Source organism: Sphingopyxis sp. A083 (assembly GCF_001468495.1).
GTDB classification, from domain to species: domain Bacteria; phylum Pseudomonadota; class Alphaproteobacteria; order Sphingomonadales; family Sphingomonadaceae; genus Sphingopyxis; species Sphingopyxis terrae.
Genome location: NZ_LNSK01000001.1, coordinates 81494 through 99068 on the forward strand (window position 1 = coordinate 81494; position 17575 = coordinate 99068).

The following is a 17575-nucleotide window of genomic DNA, read 5'->3' on the forward strand; positions in this document are numbered from 1 at the left end:
GGCGGGGTCGGTCTACGGCGCCCGCGCGCATGGGGCGGCATGAACATGTTCCACGTGGAACATCATTTGCCGATGCAGAAGCGTCCGAACAACGCATCGAGCATATCCTCGACGCCGGCGCGCCCGGTGATCCGGTCGAGCGCGCCCGCGGCCAGACGCAGGCGTTCGGCAATAAGGATCAGGTCGCCGGCCTCGCGCGACGTCGGGTCGATCGCAAGCCATTGCTGCGCTTCGGCAAGTGCAGCGCGCTGACGCTGGCGCAGCGCCGCTTCGCCTTCGCGGGGCAACAGCGTTCGCGCCATGTCGACGATCATGCCGTGCAGCGCTTCCATCCCTTCACCCGTCGCCGCCGACAGGATCAGATCGCAGCGCGCAGCATCGGCTTCGGCGGCGGCATCGCCGCGCCAGCGGTCGGCCTGCGCCGCAATCAGGATGCAGCGGGGATGGTCGGGGGCGTCACGCGGCGGGCCGAGCCACAGGACGATGTCAGCGGCCTCCACCGCGGCGCGCGCGCGGTCGATACCGATCGCTTCGACAACATCGGCACCTTCGCCGCGCAATCCCGCGGTGTCTGAAAAGCGCATCGCAATACCATCGAGCGCCAGCGGGGTTTCGATGATGTCGCGCGTCGTCCCCGCGACGGGCGATACGATCGCCAACTCGCGCTGCGCCAATGCGTTGATAAGCGTGGATTTTCCTGCGTTCGGCGGCCCGGCGATCACCACCGACAGCCCTTCTGCGATCACTTCGGCCGCCGGTCGCGCCAGCCACTCGCCCAACTCCGCCGCCAGCGCCGCCATCCCCGCGACCAACCGCGCAGCAGCGCCTTCGTAAACGTCGACGTCATCCTCGTCGGCAAAGTTCAGTTCGGCCTCCGCCGCCGCCATCAACGCCAGCAAACGCTCCTGCCATCCCGCCACCGCGCGCGATATATGGCCGCTTGCTAGCCCGAGCGCCTGCACCCGCTGGCTTTCGGTTTCGGCCGCAAGCAAATCGGCAAGCCCCTCGGCCTCGGCCAGATCGATCCGGCCATTCAGAAAAGCGCGCCGGGTGAATTCGCCCGCCTCGGCGCGGCGCAGCCCCGGAAGCGTTGCCAGCGCTGCTTCGACCGCTGCGACGACTGCACGGCCGCCATGCAGATGAAACTCGGCCAGATCTTCGCCCGTCGCCGTATTCGGTCCCGGAAACCAGAGGATGAGCGCCCGATCGAGCGGCGCGCCCGTTGCATCCGTCAGATCGGCAAGCGATGCATGACGCGGCGGCGGCAGGCGCCCCGCTAACGCCCGCACGGCATCGGCGGCGTGTGCGCCGCTGACCCGCACGACCGCGATCGCCGCCGGCGGCATCCCGCTCGACAGGGCAAAAATTGTTTCGCTTGCCAGCGTGTTGATCAGCGCTTGCTTCCCCGCGCCGGCTTGTCATCGTCATCCTTGGCCGCGGGCTTCGGCGCTGCCCCCATCAGCCCGCCACCGAACTGACCGAGCAGCGATTGCACCAGGTTCAATCCGCTCTCGCCCATCGGGACCCAGCTCTTGACCATCGACTGGACCATGTCGGGCGTGATCCCCTTCGCCATCAGTTCCTTGACGCGGCTGAGGTAGATGTCGTGCAGCGGCTCGAGGTCGGGAAGTCCGAACAAGCGCCGCGCCTCTTCGGGCGTGCAATCGACCTCGATATTGAACTTCATTGTTTTCCGCCCTTTCCGCGCTTGAGCGTCGCCCTGTCGGCGGCTAGCTTCGCGCTTTCACAGCCAATAAGCAAGAGTCAGGAGAGCCCCCTCATGTCGCCAACCAACAGCGAAATCGCCGCACTCGACGGCGAAGGCCGGATTCCCGCCTATGTCGCGCGGCCCGATGCCGACACGACGCGCGCGATCATCGTGATTCCGGAGATTTTCGGCGTGAACGAAGGCATCCGCAAAAAGGCCGACGACTGGGCGGCGCTCGGCTATCTGGCGATTGCGCCCGATATTTTCTGGCGGTTCGCGCCCGGTGTCGAACTCAGCCCCGATATCGAATCCGAATTTCAGGAAGCGCTTGGCTATTTCGGGCAATATGATGCCGATCTGGGTGTCCAGGATATCGAGGCCGCGATCCGGTGGCTGCGTAGCCAGGGCGCGACCAAGGTCGGCTGCGTCGGCTTCTGCCTTGGCGGACGGCTGGCCTATATGGCGGCGACGCGAACCGATATCGACGCTTCGGTCGGCTATTATGGCGTCATGATCGACACGATGCTGAATGAGGCGCATGCGATTGCCAAGCCACTGATGCTCCACATTCCGACCGAGGATCATTTCGTCGATCATGCCGCGCAGGCAAAGATCCACGAAGCGCTCGATCCCAATCCCAAAGTCACGCTCCACGATTATCCCGGCCTCGACCATGGCTTCGCAGCAACGATGGGCAATCGCCGCAACGACGATGGCGCGCAGCTTGCCGATAGCCGCACGCGCGACTTCTTCGCCGAGGCTCTTGCATGAGCGCCGGGTCCGGCGTCCATCCCGGACTAGCCGCTTGGCACGCCTATATGGCGGCGGGCGGCGAGCCGGAAACATTGCGCGCGATGCTGGCCGACGATGCGGTGTTTCATTCGCCCGTCGTTCACTCACCGCAAGAGGGCCGCGACAAGGTATTCGCCTATCTGCACGCGGCGAGCCATGTGCTCGGCGGCGACAATTTCCGCTATCTGCGCGAAATCGCCGACGGCAACCAGGCTTGCCTCGAATTTGCGACCGAGCTCGAAGGTATTCACATCAACGGCGTCGACATCATCCGCTGGAACGATGATGGAAAGATACAGGAATTCAAGGTGATGGTTCGCCCGCTCAAGGCGATCAACAAGGTTTGGGAGAAGATGGCGGCGATGCTTGCAGCGCAGGCGGGCTGACCGCGTTTCCCTGTCATGCGCCGCTGGATCGTCTTTCCCGTCCTGATCGCTGCGATTGCGCTGGCGCTATGGTGGGCGCCCGCGCGCTGGAGCTTGCTGATCTGGACGCCGTTGCTGCTCGTGGCGCTCTACGACGTCATGCAGTCGCATCATTCGCTGCGCCGGAACTATCCACTGATCGCGCGCATCCGCTGGTTGTTCGAAGCGTTGCGGCCCTTTCTTTACGCTTATGTCGTCGAAAGCCCGCTCGACGGCCGCCCCTTCGCGCGCAACGAACGCGATCTCGTCTATGCCCGCGCCAAGGGGCAACTCGACAGCCATCCCTTCGGGACCGAACTCGATGTCTATTCGGACGAATATGAATGGATGAGCCATAGTATCGCGCCCGCAGAGGCGCATGATCGGACGCGGCGGGTCCGCGTCGGAACCGCGCAATGCGCGCGGCCCTATGATGCGGCCCTCCTCAATATTTCGGCCATGAGCTTCGGGTCGCTCGGCGCCAAGGCGATCGAGGCGCTCAATCTTGGCGCCAAGGCAGGCGATTTCTACCACGATACCGGCGAAGGCGGCTTCAGCCCTTATCACCGTGTCCACGGCGGCGACATCGTTTGGGAATTGGGCAGCGGCTATTTCGGTTGCCGCGACGATGAGGGTCGTTTCGACCCCGATCGCTTTCGCGATGCCGCGCAACATGATCAGGTCAAGATGATCGAAATCAAGCTCAGCCAGGGCGCGAAGCCGGGCCATGGCGGCGTCCTCCCCGGCCCGAAGGTGAGCGCCGAGATCGCTGCGACGCGCGGCGTTCCCGAAGGCAAGGATTGCGTATCGCCGGCTGCGCATTCCGCCTTCTCGACGCCGATCGAAATGGTCGAATGGGCGGCGAAACTGCGCGATCTGTCCGGCGGAAAGCCGGTCGGGATCAAGCTTTGCGTGGGCCAGCCGCACGAAATCTATGCCGTCATGAAGGCCATGATCGAGACGGGAATCCGCCTCGACTATATCGTCGTCGACGGCGCCGAAGGCGGCACCGGCGCCGCTCCGGTCGAATTTTCGAACCGCGTCGGCATGCCGCTTCGCGAAGGCTTGATCTTCGTCCGCAACGCGCTTGTCGGTTGCGGACTCAAGGAAGAAATCCGTCTCGCTGCCTCGGGCAAGGTGCATTCGGGCGCCGGGCTCGCGGTCAATTGCGCGCTCGGCGCCGACTGGTCGAACGCGGCGCGCGCCTTCATGTTCAGTCTCGGCTGCGTCCAGTCGCTCAAATGCCATACCGACGAATGTCCGACCGGCGTGGCAACACAGGACGCCGGGCGCCAGCGCGGTCTGGTCGTCGAGGACAAGGCCGAACGTGTCCGCCGGTTCCAGGCGTCCACCGTGTCGGCGCTGTGGGATATCAGCTGCGCAATGGGACTCGACGATCCGTGGCAGATAAGGCCGCACCATCTGCACGAGCGGCTGAATTCGGCGCGCTCGGATTCGATCGACCGCATCTACAGCTTCTACCCGCGCTCTATTCTGCTCGATGATCCGCAATCGGTCGCCAGCGCGCGCTATTGGGCGATGGCGCGTGCCGACAGCTTTCGCGCCGCCATCGAAGGCACGCCCGGCGAGCGCTAGATCAGGCTGATCGCCGCCAATTCGCGATAGAGTTCGGGCGGCAGATCGCCAATTCCGCTCGCGCTATCGGCAGCTTTGGGCGCATCGGCCTCGCTCAGATAACGCCAGCCTTGGTGCGCACGCTTGGGCTGTGGATGAACGGGTTCGAGCCGGGCCGCACAGACGATATCGACCCGCCCGTCATCCCGATCGTCAAAGGCCAGGATTTCGACGCGCCCGACGATCATATGGCGAATGATGAAATGCAATCTGCCGCCGATCAGGTCGTCGGCACGTTTCGGCTTGAACCGCGTCGTGAACCGCACTTCGCCCTGCTCCGCACGTGCGGCAATCCGCGCCTCCAGCGACGGATAGTCGGGACAACCCACAGCAACCCGGGTGAGATGGAGCTTTGCCATATCCGCCAAATGGGGATTCCGCCGCTAAAAGAAAAGCCGGCCTCTCACGAGACCGGCCTTTGCTCAGCTGAACAGCGTTCCCAGCCCGACCGCGGGGTCGATCCAGCCTTCATGGATCATCTTGACCGCGACATAGAGGATGACGGCAAGACCGACATAAGCGATCCAGCGATAGCGTTCGATATATTTGGCGATGATATTCGCCGCGACGCCCATCAGTGCGACCGCGAAGATCAGTCCGACGATCAGGATGCCCGGATGCTCGCGCGCCGCACCGGCAACCGCAAGCACATTGTCGAGGCTCATGCTGACATCCGCGATCGCGACCGCCCAGGCGGCGGCGGCAAAGCTTTTCGCAGGCTTCAGCCCCGAATGTTCGTCGCCCTCGATCTCCGGCGATCCGGCCGAATGCGCGCCTTCGCGCAGTTCGCGCCACATCTTCCAGGCGACCCAGATCAGCAGCAGACCGCCGACGAAGATCAGACCTACAATCTGCATCAACTGCGTGACGACAAGTGCGAAGGCGATGCGCAGGACGAGCGCCGCCAGAACGCCGATCAGGATCACCTTCTTGCGCTGATCGGCGGGCAGCCCAGCGGCGAGCGCGCCGACGACGATGGCATTGTCGCCGGCCAGCACGATGTCGATCATCAGCACCTGCACGAAGGCAGCGAGCGCGGCGGGTTCGGTGATGTTCGAAAAATCGGCGACGATGTGCGACCAGATTTCGCCGAACCCACCGGGCCCGGCAGCGGCCGCCGCCTGCGTCAACATTTCCAAAATCACACGGCGTCTCCGAAATAGCTGACCCCCGGCACGGGGTCGTAAAAGCGATGCAACAGCGCCCGCCACCGTTCATAGCGGTCGGATCGACGAAAACCATCGCGATGATCCGCGACCGTCCGCCATTCTGCCAACAACAGATAGGGCTGCCCGGTTCCCAATGGCCGACGAATTGTCAGCGAAAGGAAGCCGGGCGAGGCTTCGATCAGCGGCCGCGCTTTGGCGACGGCCGCTTCGAATTCCACTTCCTTTCCAGGCCGGACCGGCAGCAAGGCATGCTCGATCATGGCCATCGCGGCTTACTGGTTCATGCTGTCGAAGAAATCTTCGTTGGTCTTGGAATCCTTGATCTTGTCGAGCAGGAATTCCATCGCATCGACCGTGCCCATTTGCATGAGGATGCGCCGCAGCACCCACATCTTGCTGAGCTTGTCCTTCTCGACGAGCAGTTCTTCCTTGCGGGTGCCCGACTTGCCGACGTCGAGCGAGGGGAAAATGCGCTTGTCGGCGACCTTGCGGTCGAGGACGATTTCGCTGTTACCCGTGCCCTTGAATTCTTCGAAGATCACTTCGTCCATGCGGCTGCCGGTATCGATCAGCGCGGTCGCGATGATCGACAGCGATCCGCCTTCCTCGATATTGCGCGCGGCACCGAAGAAGCGCTTGGGACGCTGAAGCGCGTTCGCATCGACACCGCCGGTCAGCACCTTGCCCGAGCTCGGCACTACGGTGTTGTACGCGCGGCCGAGGCGGGTGATCGAGTCGAGCAGGATGACGACATCCTTTTTGTGCTCGACCAACCGCTTCGCCTTTTCGATCACCATTTCGGCGACCTGGACGTGGCGCGTCGCGGGCTCGTCGAAGGTCGAGGAGACGACCTCGCCATTGACGCTGCGCTGCATGTCGGTGACTTCCTCGGGCCGCTCGTCGATCAGCAGGACGATCAGATAGACCTCGGGGTGATTGTCGGTGATCGCCTTGGCGATATTTTGCAGCAGCACCGTCTTACCGGTGCGCGGCGGCGCGACGATCAGCGCGCGCTGGCCCTTGCCCTGCGGACTGACGAGATCGATCACGCGCGCCGACTTGTCCTTGACGGTCGGATCGATCGTATCGAGCTTGAGCTTCTGGTTCGGATAGAGCGGCGTCAGATTGTCGAAATTGACGCGGTGGCGCACGACCTCGGGATTGTCGAAATTGACGCTGATCAGCTTGGTCAGCGCGAAATAGCGTTCGCCGTCCTTCGGCGCGCGAATCTCGCCCTCGACGGTGTCGCCGGTGCGCAGACCATATTTGCGGACCTGATTGGGCGACACATAGATGTCATCGGGACCGGCAAGATAATTGGCTTCGGGACTGCGCAGAAAACCGAAGCTGTCGGGCAGAACCTCGATCGTTCCCGATCCGATGATTTCCTCGCCCTCTTCGGCGAGTTCCTTGAGGATCGAGAACATCAGATCCTGCTTGCGCAGCGTCGAGGCGCCCTCGACGCCCAGCTCTTCAGCCATTTCGACGAGCTGCGCGGGCGATTTTGTCTTGAGTTCTTTAAGATGCATGGATGGATTCCAGGTAACAGAAATATAGGAAAATTCGTTCGATACGGTGCACCAGGCGGTGCCTATCCGGCCGGGGGACGACCGTTCACGATAGCTTCGGCGCCAAGATCGCGCCGCCGACGGAAAGCCGGGTTGATCGGCCCCTAAGCCGCCGATTTCGTCAAGTCAATCGGCTGTCGCCGAGACGACCGGTCAAAAGGGCCGGACGACCGCCAGAATGACGATGATCGCCGCGGCCACGCCCGGCACCTCGTTGAGCATCCGCAGGCGCTTTTCGGACAGCGGTCGTTCGCCGCGCTTCAGCTTCTTGAAATAGCCGATTGTCCAGCCGTGATAGCCCGACAGCAGCAGGACAAGCAGGAGCTTGGCGTGAAACCAGCCCTGCGACCAATAGCCGCCATTGAAGGCGAGCATCAGACCCAGGATCCAGACGATGACGAGCGAGGGATTGAGGATGATCTTGCGCAGGCGATCTTCGCGCTCGATCCATTTCCTGTCCTCGTCCGATCCCACCGCACATTGGTGATGATAGACGAAAAAGCGCGGCATCATGAACAGCCCCGCCATCAGGAAGATGACGAAAATCACATGCGCCGCTTTCACCCACAACATCGTGACCCCCAGAAATCCAGTCCAGTCTGCCATCCCGCTACCCGCCTCGCACGCGCCTGATCAGATGTTCGACATGGGCTATGGGCGTGTCGGGCACGATACCATGGCCGAGATTGAAGATATGGGGCCGTTCGGGGAAAGCTGCAAGGATGCGATCGATCGCAGCGTCAAGAGCCGGGCCGCCGGCGACCAGCGCAAGCGGATCAAGATTGCCCTGCACCGGTAGATGACCGGGAAGAATATCATTGGCCCAAGCGGGATCGACCGTTTCGTCAAGACCGATCGCATCGGCGCCGACCCCCTGGGCATAAGCCGCCAGCTTGCCGCCCGCGCCCTTCGGGAAACCGATGATCGGCGTGTCGGGGTGCAGCGCCTTCAGCCGGCGGACGATTTCGGCATTGGGCGCGATCACCCACCGTTCGAACTCGGTTGGCGACAGGCTCCCCGCCCAGCTGTCGAACAACTGGACCGCCTCGACCCCCTGCTCGATCTGCCCCGACAAATAGGTCACGCTGAGATCGATGATCGCGTCAAGGATCGCCCCGAATGCCGCCGGGTCGGAAAGCGCCATGCGCCGGGCGGCTGCTTGATCCTTCGATCCCTGTCCGGCGACCATATAGGTGGCGACGGTCCAGGGACTGCCGGCGAAGCCGAGAAAGGTCGTCTGGGGCGGCAAGGCGGCCGCCACGCGCGCGACGGTCGCGTAGATTGGATCGAGCCGCTCGGGTGCCGCCTCGAGCGACGCCAGGGCGCTATCGACGAGCGGCGGGGCAAGCCGCGGCCCCTCGCCCGTCTCGAACCACAGCCGCTGGCCCAGCGCGTGCGGCACAACCAGAATGTCCGAAAAGAGAATGGCGCCGTCGAAGCCGAAGCGGCGGATCGGCTGCAATGTTACTTCGGCCGCGGCTTCGGGATCATAGCATAGCTCCAGAAAGCCGCCCTTGGTCGCCCGCAACGCACGATATTCGGGAAGATAGCGACCGGCCTGACGCATCAGCCACAGGGCGGGCCGTTCCTGCCGCGCCCCACGCAGCGTTGCCAGCAAGCTCTTCGATGACGCCTTCACGCGGCCCCTCTTTCTCTTCATAATCTATATATAAATGATTGTGGTGGATTGTTGGCGGGCGGATAAGCGCGCTTTAGGCGCAGCCGCCCTTTTTGCCAACAGCTTGACTCCAGCTGGCCCGCCAAACCCCACAGAGTCGTGGGCCGTCATCCCCGCTATTCACAGTCTGTGGATAAGACTCGTCCCTTGTGGATAAGCGGTAGGGCAGAATCGGCGCGGCCGGGGATGGAATCGCCCTGCCGATTTCATCCCGCAGCTTGTCCGCAAACTTATCCACAACCCCCGAAATTCGCTTCACGGCTTGCCTTTTCGGATCGCAAGGCGGCAAGAGAGGCGATGGACCGCCTCCACCTTCACCTCATATCCGATTCCACCGGCGAAACGCTCGAAAATATCGCCAAGGCCGCGATCGCACAGTTCGACGATGTCGAAGTCGTGCGCCATTTCTGGCCGATGGTGCGGTCGGAATCGCATCTCGACCGGATCATGGCGGAGGTTCAGGCGAGCCCCGGCATGATCCTTTTCACGCTCGTCAACGGCGAATTGCGCGCCAGCCTCGAGCGCCGCGCCGAAGTTCAGGGCCTGCCGCTGGTTCCCGCGCTCGACGCGGTAACCGATGCCTTGTCGCGCATGTTGGGACAGGAGGCCAAGGCGCGGCCGGGTCGTCAACATGCGCTCGATGCCGCCTATTTCGCGCGGGTCGAGGCGATCCAGTTCACCGTCGCGCATGATGACGGGATCGGCTGGGAAAATTGGGAACAGGCCGACATCCTGCTCGCTGGCGTATCGCGAACCTCCAAGACGCCGACGAGCATCTATCTGGCGAATCGGGGATACAAGACGGCCAATATTCCGATCGTTCCCGAATCGCCACCGCCCGAGGCGCTCTATCATCTGAAGCGTCCGCTCGTCGTCGGGCTGACGACCAGCCTCGACCGCCTTGTCCAGGTTCGGCGCAACCGTCTGCTCTCGCTCAATCAGGCGCCCGAAACCGCCTATGTGGACGATGAACGCGTGAAAGCCGAAATCGCCTATGCCCGCCGCATGTTCGCCGACAATGACTGGCCGGTGATCGATGTGACGCGCCGATCGATCGAGGAAACGGCGGCTGCCGTCATCAAGCTGGTCGAGGACCGCGGGGGTCGACCGGCATGACGCAGATCGTCCTCGCATCGCAGAGCAGCGGCCGCGCCGCGATGCTGCGCGCGGCCGGAATCGCGTTCGAAGCGACCTCGGCGCATGTCGATGAAGAGGCGTTGACGGCCGGACTGGCGGCCGCCGGGCAGACGGCGCGCAACATTGCCGACGCGCTGGCGGAGGCCAAGACGATCAAGATTTCTTCTCGGCTGCCCGGCGTGACCGTAATCGGTGCCGATTCGACGCTCGCGCTTGCCGACGGAACCATGCTCGCCAAGCCAGAGAACCCCGATGAGGCGGCCGATCATCTGCGCCGCATGGCGGGGACGCGGCACAAATTGTTCAGCGCGGTCGTTGCGGCGCGCGATGGCGTGCCGGTGTGGCGCGCGATCGGCGAGGCGCGGCTGTGGATGCGGCCCTTGTCGGACGCCTTCATCGCCGACTATGTGGCGCAGCATTGGGACAGCATCCGCTGGACCGTTGGCTGTTACGAAATCGAGGGGGCGGGCGTGCAATTGTTCGATCGGGTCGAAGGCGATCCCTGGACGATCATCGGCATGCCGATGCTGCCGTTGATGGCATGGCTGCGCGCGACCGGGCTGGCGCCGCAATGAGCGCTGCCGATTCCGCCCCTTATGCCGAGGTGATCGGCGATCCGATCGCCCAGTCGAAATCGCCGCTGATCCATGGCTTCTGGCTCGATGCGCTGGGCATGAAGGGCGCGTATCGGCGCGCGCATGTGAAGCCCGACGATCTGGCGGCCTATATCGCCGAGCGCCGGACCGATCCCGCCTGGCGCGGATGCAATGTCACCATTCCGCACAAGATCGCGGTGATGGATCTGGTCGATGATCCGGGCGACATTCGCGGCACGATCGGCGCGATGAATACGATCGTGCGGCAGCGAGACGGGGCGCTGATCGGGACCAACACCGATGCTGCGGGCTTCTATGCCCCGCTCGCCGAACTCGATCTCGAAGGCGCGCCGGTTGTGCTGATCGGCGCGGGGGGCGCAGCGCGGGCGGTGCTTTTCGCGCTCGCGCGCGCGAAGGTCGGGCATGTCACCATCCTCAACCGTTCCCCGCTGAAAGCGATGGGCCTGCTTGCCACCTTCGGGCTCAAGGGCGATGTCGTCGCGCTCGATGTCCCGCTTCCGCCCGCTGCGCTGCTCGTGAATTCGAGCAGTCTTGGCATGACGGGGCAGCCGCCGCTCGACCTCGACCTGTCGCCGTTGCCCGACGATGCGATCGTATACGATCTTGTTTACGCACCGCTGATGACAGGGCTGCTCCGCGCTGCGGACGCGCGCGGGCTGGACATCGTCGATGGGCTCGACATGCTGATCGGTCAGGCGGCCCTGGCATTCGAGCTGTTTTTCGGCGCGCCCCCGCCCGAGGGACGCGACGAGGAATTGCGCGCGATCTTGACCGCATGACGCACTACAAGCGCCCCGGATCGCGGCTTCGCCGGCCATTCATCCTCGGCCTGACGGGTTCGATTGGCATGGGGAAATCGACCGCGGCGACGATGTTCGAACGAGAAGGGGTGCCTGTGTTCGATGCCGATGCCGAAGTTCACCGGCTGCAAGGTCCGGGCGGTGCCTTGGTCGCCGCGATCGAGGCGCGCTTTCCCGGCACGACCGGACCGCGCGGCGTCGATCGCCAAGAACTCGGGCGCCGCGTTCTGGGGAATCGGCACGAGCTTGCCGCGCTCGAAGCGATCGTCCACCCCGCGGTCGGTCGGGCGCAAAAGAAATTCCTTGCCCGTCACCGCGCGCGCGATGTCGTTGTGCTCGACATTCCGCTGCTGTTCGAAAAGGGGGGCTGGCACCGCGTCGGCGCGGTCGCCGTCGTCACCGCACCGATGTGGATCCAGCGCAAACGCGTGCTGCGCCGGCCCGGCATGACCAACGCCAAGTTCAAAGCGATCCGGGGCTTGCAGGTTCCCGATCGCGTCAAGCGTGCGCGCGCCGATTTTCTGATCGAAACCGGCCGCCCGAAAAGCGAGACGCATCGTCAGATTCGGCGGATCGCCTCTTGTTTCCATGCGCAATAGGGTCCAGATTGTTTGAAAGATGCGTGAGATAATCTTCGATACGGAAACCACGGGCCTCGACCCCAGAACGGGGCACAGGCTGGTCGAAATCGGGTGCATCGAATTGATCGACCGCCGCGAATCGGGGCGGACCTTTCACGCCTATTTTCATCCCGAACGCGATATGCCGGCCGAGGCCGAGGCGGTGCACGGCCTGTCGATCCAGTTTCTGTCCGACAAGCCGCTCTTTGCCGCGCGCGTCGACGAACTGCTCGACTTTCTCGGCGATGCGCCGATGGTGGCGCACAACGCCGCTTTCGACTTCGGTTTCGTCAATGCCGAGCTGGCGCGCGTCGGGCGGCCGCCGCTCGATATGGCGCGCATGTGCTGCACCGTGCAGATGGCGCGCAAGCTTCATCCGGGCGCCAAGCACAGCCTCGACGCGCTGTGTACGCGCTACGGCATCGACCGCAGTCACCGCGTCAAGCACGGCGCGCTGCTCGACGCCGAACTGTTGGCGCACCTCTATATCGAAATGACCGGCGGGCGGCAGATCGCGCTCGGGCTCGCTGCCGAACCGGCCGCCACGCCGCGCGGCGCCGAGCCGGCCCCTATTCGACCGGTCGCGCCCGCTCGCCCGTTTCGCGAACCGCGCCCGCACGGTGCAACCCCGGCCGAACTAGCGCGTCATGCAGAATTCGTCGCCACGCTCAATCAACCCCTGTGGCACGATAGTCCCTGATCGCGGCTCCCCTGCGATCCCGTGGACATGACTGAAGGAGAAGAAAAATGGAAATCCGCGTCTCTGGCCACCAGATCGAAACCGGCGAAGCGCTGCAGGCGCATGTGTCGGACCGGATGAACGCGATTGCCGACAAATATTTCTCGCGCGCGATCGGGGCGCACGCGACCTTCGGAAAGGGGCCGCACGACAGTTTCCAGTGCGACATCGTCGCGCATGTCATGCAGGGTCTGGTCCTGAAAGGCCATGGCCAGGCGCAGGACGCGCATGTCGCGTTCGAGGGCGCGGCCGACCGTATCGAAAAGCAGCTGCGCCGCTATATGCGCCGGCTCAAGGACCGCAACAACGGCAATGGTGCGCAGTTGGTGACGATCGAAACGATCGAGGACAACGCCAGCTATGTCGTTTTCGACGGCGGCACCGATGACGAGGAAGCGGGCGATGCGCCTGCGATCATCGCCGAAACCCGCGTCGATATCCCGACGAGCAGCGTATCCGATGCGGTCATGATGCTTGATTTGCGCGACACCAATGCGTTGCTGTTCGTCAACAGCAAGACGGGGTCGCACAACATGGTCTATCGCCGCCGCGACGGCACGATCGGCTGGGTCGAGCCCCGCTAGTAGACAATAGGGCTGGATTTTCTCTGCCGTTCGGCCTAAGGGCCGCGCCCAACAAAGCCCGAAAGCCGGACGGCGGGGGCCAGCCTAGTCCGCTCATGCGAACCAATGCCAACAGGATGACCCGCATGGCGTCGCCTTGCGGCCATGCAGATTTGACCAGACCGATGAACCTATCTTCCCTCCTCTATCCGGCCACCGTGCGGGCGCATGTGCAGCTCGATTCGAAAAAGGCCCTGTTCCCCTATGTCGGCGAACTGGCGGCGCGGTCGCTGGGGCTCGACGCGGGCGAAGTGAGCGAGGCGCTGCTCGAACGCGAACGGCTCGGCTCGACCGGCTTCGGTCGCGGCATCGCCTTGCCGCATGCCAAGATGGCCGATCTCAACGGCGTGCGCGGCATGTTTCTGCAACTCGCGCGGCCGATCGATTTTCAGGCGGTAGACGGTTTGCCGGTCGATCTTCTCTTCGTGCTGCTGTCGCCGCTCGACGCGGGTGCCGACCATCTGAAAGCGCTCGCCGGCGTATCGCGTATGCTGCGCAACGACAGCATTGCCGAACGATTGCGCGGTGCGAAGAATGACGAAGCGCTTTATGCCATGCTCGTCGATGCCGAAGCGCGCGACGCGGCCTGACCTTCCGGGGCGGCTGCTCCGATGACGCGCTTCACCAGCCGGTTCCTCGTCGATCTTCTTATCCGCGAAACCGAGGCCGCGGGCGGATTCGCTGCGGTTCTTGCCGCGGGCGACGATCATTCCGGCTCGATCCTCGTCCAGTGCAGCGACCGCGGGGTCGCGGGGCCGCTGCTCGAACGCCGCTTCGCGATGACCGGTAATTATGTATGGGAAGCGGTCGGACCCGACCCCGCTAGCGATGGTGAAGAACGCGCAAACTATCAGGACCGGCGGCGAAAGGCCGATCCCGACTTGTGGATCGTCGAACTGGATATCGCAGATGCGCCACGACTCGTCGCGGAGTGGGGCGCGTTAACTTGACTCTGTTGCGGCGCACAATAGGTGCCCGGCCACTTGATAACGCGTAGGTCGTATCGCGGGTTGCATCCGTCTTTTCGGACAGGCCCGATTTCCCGATATGGACACGCAGTCGGATGACGACCGCAGGTGGTTCAGGATCGACGATCCCCCAGCCTGTTAGATTTAGGTTCGTCAGCCGCCCTTTTGACGGATTAGATGAGTCGTATTCTGAACGCTGCCAGCGTGGCTGCCGTGGGCATGACTGCCTTTGCCGCGCTGTCGTTGGCCGAACCCGGCTTCGCCAGCGATCTGGCTGCCGACGCCAACATTCCCGCGATCACGCTGCCCGCCGCCGATGCGCCGGCCGACAGCGATGCGGCAGCCCCGTCGACCGAAGCCGAAACGCCGGTCGATACCGCCACCGACGACAGCGCTGTTGCCGATACGCTGGCCCAGTTGGTCGCGGCGACCCCGAAGCCCGAGACGATCGATCCCGAACTGCGCTGCCTGGCGCAGGCGGTCTATTTCGAATCGCGCGGCGAATCGCTCGCGGGCCAGCTTGCGGTCGCGCATGTCGTGATCAACCGCGCGAAGTCGGGCCGCTTCCCGACGACCCTGTGCGGCGTCGTCCATCAGCCGAGCCAGTTCAGCTTCGTGCGCCGCGGCAAGATGCCTGCCGTGCGCAATGCCGCCCAATGGTCGAACGCGCTGGCGATCGCGCAGATCGCGCGCGACGACAGCTGGCAGAATAGGGCGCCCGGCGCGCTGTTCTTCCATGCGCGTTACGTCTCGCCCGGCTGGCGCAAGACGCGCATCGCGCAGATCGACAACCATATCTTCTATCGCTGAATTCGCGGGTGCGGGGGCCACGCCCCCCACCTCGTTCATTGCCAAGCCATTTTTGCTGGCGCATGATGTGGGCATGACGCGTCATTTTTCCGTCGCCCTGCTCGCGGCAGCGGCGCTTGCGCTCGGCGGTTGTGCCACGGCGGTTCCACCCGTCGAGGTTACCCGCTTCCATAACAATGCGACCGCTGGCCTGGCCCCAGGCACGCGCTATGCCGTCGAGGTGCTGCCGCACGGCGATGCCTCGGCGACGGGCGGCGCGGCGCAGCCCTCGCTTGAATGGAACAGCTATCGCATCGCCGTGGAGCGTCAGCTGCAGTTGCTCGGCTTCGTCGCTGCGCCCGAAGGAACGGCCGCGCCGCTCAAGGTTCGCATCGCCTTCGACCGAAACGATCGCCTGCCGCTCGCGAAGCGTTCGCCGGTTTCGGTCGGCGTCGGCGGATCGACGGGCAGCTATGGTTCGGGAGTCGGGCTCGGGATCGGCATCAATCTTGGTGGCGGGCCGAAACAGATGCAGGATCTGCAGCTGTCTGTACGCATCGATGACGCGGCCACGGGCCAAGCCCTGTGGGAAGGCCGGGCGCTCAGCGCGGTGCCGGTGAAGGCGCCTGCGGCACAACCGTCGATTGCTGCGGCGAAATTGGCCGAAGCCCTATTCAAGGACTTCCCCGGCGAATCGGGACGCACTATCAGCGTCCCATGACAATCAGCATCAACGCCGCTTTCGACAGCGGCAATATCGTCGTGGATTCGATCGATGGCACGCGTGCCCGCCTTTCGATCCGCAAGGATCGCGAATCCGATTTCTTCCAGTGGTTCCATCTCCGCGTGGCCTGCGCGGTGGGCGATGAACTTGAACTGGCGATCGCCGGGCTCGGCGATTCGGCTTATCCCGATGGCTGGCCCGGCTATGCCGCCTGCGCCAGCTATGACCGCGAAAACTGGTTCCGGCTCGACACCGGCTACGATGCCGGGACGCTCACCATTAACCACAGCGCCGAAGGGCAGCTTCTGTGGATCGCCTATTTTGCTCCCTATTCGATGGAACGGCATCACGATCTGGTCGCCTCTGTGGCCGAATGCGACGGCGTTTCCTATCGCTGTCTCGGCACCAGTCTCGAGGGGCAGCCGATCGACTGCCTCGAAATGGGCACGGGGCCGGTCCAGGTGTGGCTGTATGCGCGCCAGCATCCGGGCGAGAGCATGGCCGAATGGTGGATGGAAGGCGCGCTTGAAAAGCTCACCGATCCGGCCGATCCCCATGCCCGGTCGCTACGGCAGAAATGCCGTTTCCACATCGTCCCGAACATGAATCCCGACGGGTCGCGCCGCGGTCATCTGCGCACCAACTATGCCGGGGTGAATCTCAACCGCGAATGGGACAATCCGACTGCCGATCGCAGCCCCGAAGTGCTCGCGGTGCGCAATGCGATGGACGAAAGCGGCGTCGATTGGGCGATGGACGTTCATGGCGACGAGGCGATTCCGGCGGTGTTCCTCGCGGGTTTCGAGGGCATCCCGTCGTTGAAGGACGAGCAACAGGCGCGCTATCTGGCCTTCCAGTCCGCCCTTGCCGCCAACACGCCCGATTTCCAGACCGCCCTCGGCTATGAAAGCTCGGCGCCGGGCAAAGCCAATCTGTCGATGTCGACGACGCAGCTCGCCGAACGCTTTGGTGCGGTGTCGATGACGATCGAAATGCCGTTCAAGGACAATCGCGATCTGCCCGATCCCGTCGCCGGCTGGTCGCCCGAACGCTCGAAGCTGCTCGCGCACGCGTGCCTCGCGACGCTGGACCAGATGCTTTGACCGATGCCGCAGGTCGGGACGGCTGGCATATCGTCGAGGACGATCTGTCGGGCGCTCCGATCCGCGCGCTGCTCGAACGGCATTTTGCCGGCATGCTCGCAAACTCGCCCGAGGAAAGCTGCCATTTCCTCGATTTCGAGGGGCTGAAGGCGCCGGGCGTTACCTTCTGGTCGATTCATTGCGGCCCCGATCTGGCGGGTTGCGGCGTGCTGAAGCGACTCGATGGCCGGCACGGCGAGATCAAGTCGATGCGCACCGCCGACGCCTCTCTGCGCCGCGGTGTCGCCGCCCGGATGCTGGACCACATCATCGAAGAGGCCCGCGCGGGCGGGCTTGAGCGGCTCAGCCTCGAAACCGGGTCAGGCGCTGCCTTCGAACCGGCACTTGCGCTCTACCGGCGGCATGGCTTCACGGACTGTGCGCCTTTCGCGGATTACAGGCCCGATCCATTCAGTCGCTTCATGACGCGCGCAATCTAGCAACGCAAAACAGAAACGGGGC

23 protein-coding genes are annotated in these 17575 nt (G+C 64.0%); 15 read left to right on the forward strand and 8 right to left on the reverse strand.

Features of this window, described 5'->3' with window-relative positions; all coding sequences use genetic code 11:
• Nucleotides 1-62 precede the first annotated feature (62 nt).
• Complete coding sequence (gene mnmE / locus ATE59_RS00375; protein WP_082657241.1) at nt 63-1382, reverse strand: tRNA uridine-5-carboxymethylaminomethyl(34) synthesis GTPase MnmE; 1320 nt, start codon at nt 1380-1382, stop codon at nt 63-65.
• Nucleotides 1383-1390: 8 nt separating this feature from the next.
• Nucleotides 1391-1687 carry a DUF6489 family protein gene (locus ATE59_RS00380; protein WP_058810822.1) on the reverse strand — a complete coding sequence of 99 codons (297 nt, stop codon included), beginning with the start codon at nt 1685-1687 and terminating at the stop codon, nt 1391-1393.
• Nucleotides 1688-1780: 93 nt separating this feature from the next.
• Between ATE59_RS00380 and ATE59_RS00385 the strand changes: the two genes are divergently transcribed.
• From ATE59_RS00385 to ATE59_RS00395, 3 genes are read left to right on the forward strand one after another with little or no spacing between them, the layout of a single operon-like run.
• Nucleotides 1781-2479, forward strand: coding sequence for a dienelactone hydrolase family protein (locus tag ATE59_RS00385; protein WP_058810823.1), 699 nt, complete (start codon nt 1781-1783; stop codon nt 2477-2479).
• Nucleotides 2476-2886 (forward strand): nuclear transport factor 2 family protein, encoded by a 411-nt coding sequence (locus tag ATE59_RS00390; protein ID WP_058810824.1) that lies wholly within the window; start codon nt 2476-2478, stop codon nt 2884-2886. Before ATE59_RS00385 ends, ATE59_RS00390 begins: the two co-directional genes overlap by 4 nt.
• A gap of 15 nt (nt 2887-2901) precedes the next feature.
• Nucleotides 2902-4500 carry an FMN-binding glutamate synthase family protein gene (locus tag ATE59_RS00395; RefSeq protein WP_058810825.1) on the forward strand — a complete coding sequence of 533 codons (1599 nt, stop codon included), beginning with the start codon at nt 2902-2904 and terminating at the stop codon, nt 4498-4500.
• Here ATE59_RS00395 and ATE59_RS00400 read toward each other — a convergent pair.
• The 6 genes from ATE59_RS00400 to hemE all read right to left on the reverse strand — a co-directional run bounded on the left by ATE59_RS00400 (nt 4497) and on the right by hemE (nt 8915).
• A complete protein-coding gene (locus ATE59_RS00400; protein ID WP_058810826.1) occupies nt 4497-4898 on the reverse strand; it encodes a DUF1489 family protein in 402 nt (133 codons plus the stop codon). The two genes, ATE59_RS00395 and ATE59_RS00400, sit on opposite strands and share 4 nt — an antisense overlap.
• A gap of 63 nt (nt 4899-4961) precedes the next feature.
• Nucleotides 4962-5672, reverse strand: coding sequence for a TerC family protein (locus ATE59_RS00405; protein ID WP_058811256.1), 711 nt, complete (start codon nt 5670-5672; stop codon nt 4962-4964).
• A gap of 8 nt (nt 5673-5680) precedes the next feature.
• Nucleotides 5681-5968 carry an antibiotic biosynthesis monooxygenase family protein gene (locus ATE59_RS00410; RefSeq protein ID WP_231737133.1) on the reverse strand — a complete coding sequence of 96 codons (288 nt, stop codon included), beginning with the start codon at nt 5966-5968 and terminating at the stop codon, nt 5681-5683.
• Nucleotides 5969-5980: 12 nt separating this feature from the next.
• The gene (gene rho / locus ATE59_RS00415; RefSeq protein ID WP_003042126.1) at nt 5981-7237 is read right to left on the reverse strand and encodes a transcription termination factor Rho; all 1257 of its coding nucleotides are present in this window, start codon (nt 7235-7237) and stop codon (nt 5981-5983) included.
• Between the two features lie 192 nt (nt 7238-7429).
• On the reverse strand, nt 7430-7882 hold the full coding sequence (locus ATE59_RS00420) for a CopD family protein (protein WP_003042130.1): 453 nt from the start codon (nt 7880-7882) through the stop codon (nt 7430-7432).
• Between the two features lie 4 nt (nt 7883-7886).
• Nucleotides 7887-8915, reverse strand: coding sequence for a uroporphyrinogen decarboxylase (gene hemE, locus ATE59_RS00425; RefSeq protein WP_231737134.1), 1029 nt, complete (start codon nt 8913-8915; stop codon nt 7887-7889).
• A gap of 336 nt (nt 8916-9251) precedes the next feature.
• Here hemE and ATE59_RS00430 point away from each other — a divergent pair, with 336 nt between their 5' ends.
• The 12 genes from ATE59_RS00430 (at nt 9252) to ATE59_RS00485 (ending at nt 17553) form a co-directional block, all read left to right on the forward strand.
• Complete coding sequence (locus tag ATE59_RS00430; protein ID WP_058810829.1) at nt 9252-10070, forward strand: pyruvate, water dikinase regulatory protein; 819 nt, start codon at nt 9252-9254, stop codon at nt 10068-10070.
• Nucleotides 10067-10666: a Maf family protein gene (locus ATE59_RS00435; protein ID WP_082657242.1), complete on the forward strand. Its 600-nt coding sequence runs from the start codon at nt 10067-10069 to the stop codon at nt 10664-10666. Before ATE59_RS00430 ends, ATE59_RS00435 begins: the two co-directional genes overlap by 4 nt.
• Nucleotides 10663-11487, forward strand: a complete 825-nt coding sequence (aroE, locus tag ATE59_RS00440; protein WP_058811258.1) for a shikimate dehydrogenase — start codon at nt 10663-10665, stop codon at nt 11485-11487. The genes ATE59_RS00435 and aroE overlap by 4 nt, the downstream gene beginning before the upstream one ends.
• A complete protein-coding gene (gene coaE / locus ATE59_RS00445) occupies nt 11484-12107 on the forward strand; it encodes a dephospho-CoA kinase (RefSeq protein WP_058810830.1) in 624 nt (207 codons plus the stop codon). Before aroE ends, coaE begins: the two co-directional genes overlap by 4 nt.
• A 19-nt stretch (nt 12108-12126) precedes the next feature.
• Nucleotides 12127-12828, forward strand: a complete 702-nt coding sequence (gene dnaQ, locus ATE59_RS00450) for a DNA polymerase III subunit epsilon (RefSeq protein ID WP_058810831.1) — start codon at nt 12127-12129, stop codon at nt 12826-12828.
• A gap of 47 nt (nt 12829-12875) precedes the next feature.
• Nucleotides 12876-13451, forward strand: coding sequence for a ribosome hibernation-promoting factor, HPF/YfiA family (hpf, locus tag ATE59_RS00455; protein WP_058810832.1), 576 nt, complete (start codon nt 12876-12878; stop codon nt 13449-13451).
• Between the two features lie 164 nt (nt 13452-13615).
• Nucleotides 13616-14080, forward strand: coding sequence for a PTS sugar transporter subunit IIA (locus tag ATE59_RS00460; protein ID WP_058810833.1), 465 nt, complete (start codon nt 13616-13618; stop codon nt 14078-14080).
• Nucleotides 14081-14101: 21 nt separating this feature from the next.
• Nucleotides 14102-14440: a DUF1491 family protein gene (locus ATE59_RS00465; RefSeq protein WP_058810834.1), complete on the forward strand. Its 339-nt coding sequence runs from the start codon at nt 14102-14104 to the stop codon at nt 14438-14440.
• A gap of 195 nt (nt 14441-14635) precedes the next feature.
• Nucleotides 14636-15268, forward strand: coding sequence for a cell wall hydrolase (locus ATE59_RS00470; protein ID WP_058810835.1), 633 nt, complete (start codon nt 14636-14638; stop codon nt 15266-15268).
• Nucleotides 15269-15341: 73 nt separating this feature from the next.
• Nucleotides 15342-15968: a DUF4136 domain-containing protein gene (locus ATE59_RS00475; protein ID WP_058810836.1), complete on the forward strand. Its 627-nt coding sequence runs from the start codon at nt 15342-15344 to the stop codon at nt 15966-15968.
• Entirely contained in the window at nt 15965-17074 is a 1110-nt protein-coding gene (locus ATE59_RS00480) for a M14 family metallopeptidase (protein ID WP_058810837.1), read from the forward strand. The genes ATE59_RS00475 and ATE59_RS00480 overlap by 4 nt, the downstream gene beginning before the upstream one ends.
• Nucleotides 17071-17553 carry a GNAT family N-acetyltransferase gene (locus ATE59_RS00485; protein WP_058810838.1) on the forward strand — a complete coding sequence of 161 codons (483 nt, stop codon included), beginning with the start codon at nt 17071-17073 and terminating at the stop codon, nt 17551-17553. The genes ATE59_RS00480 and ATE59_RS00485 overlap by 4 nt, the downstream gene beginning before the upstream one ends.
• The last annotated feature ends 22 nt before the right edge of the window (nt 17554-17575 follow it).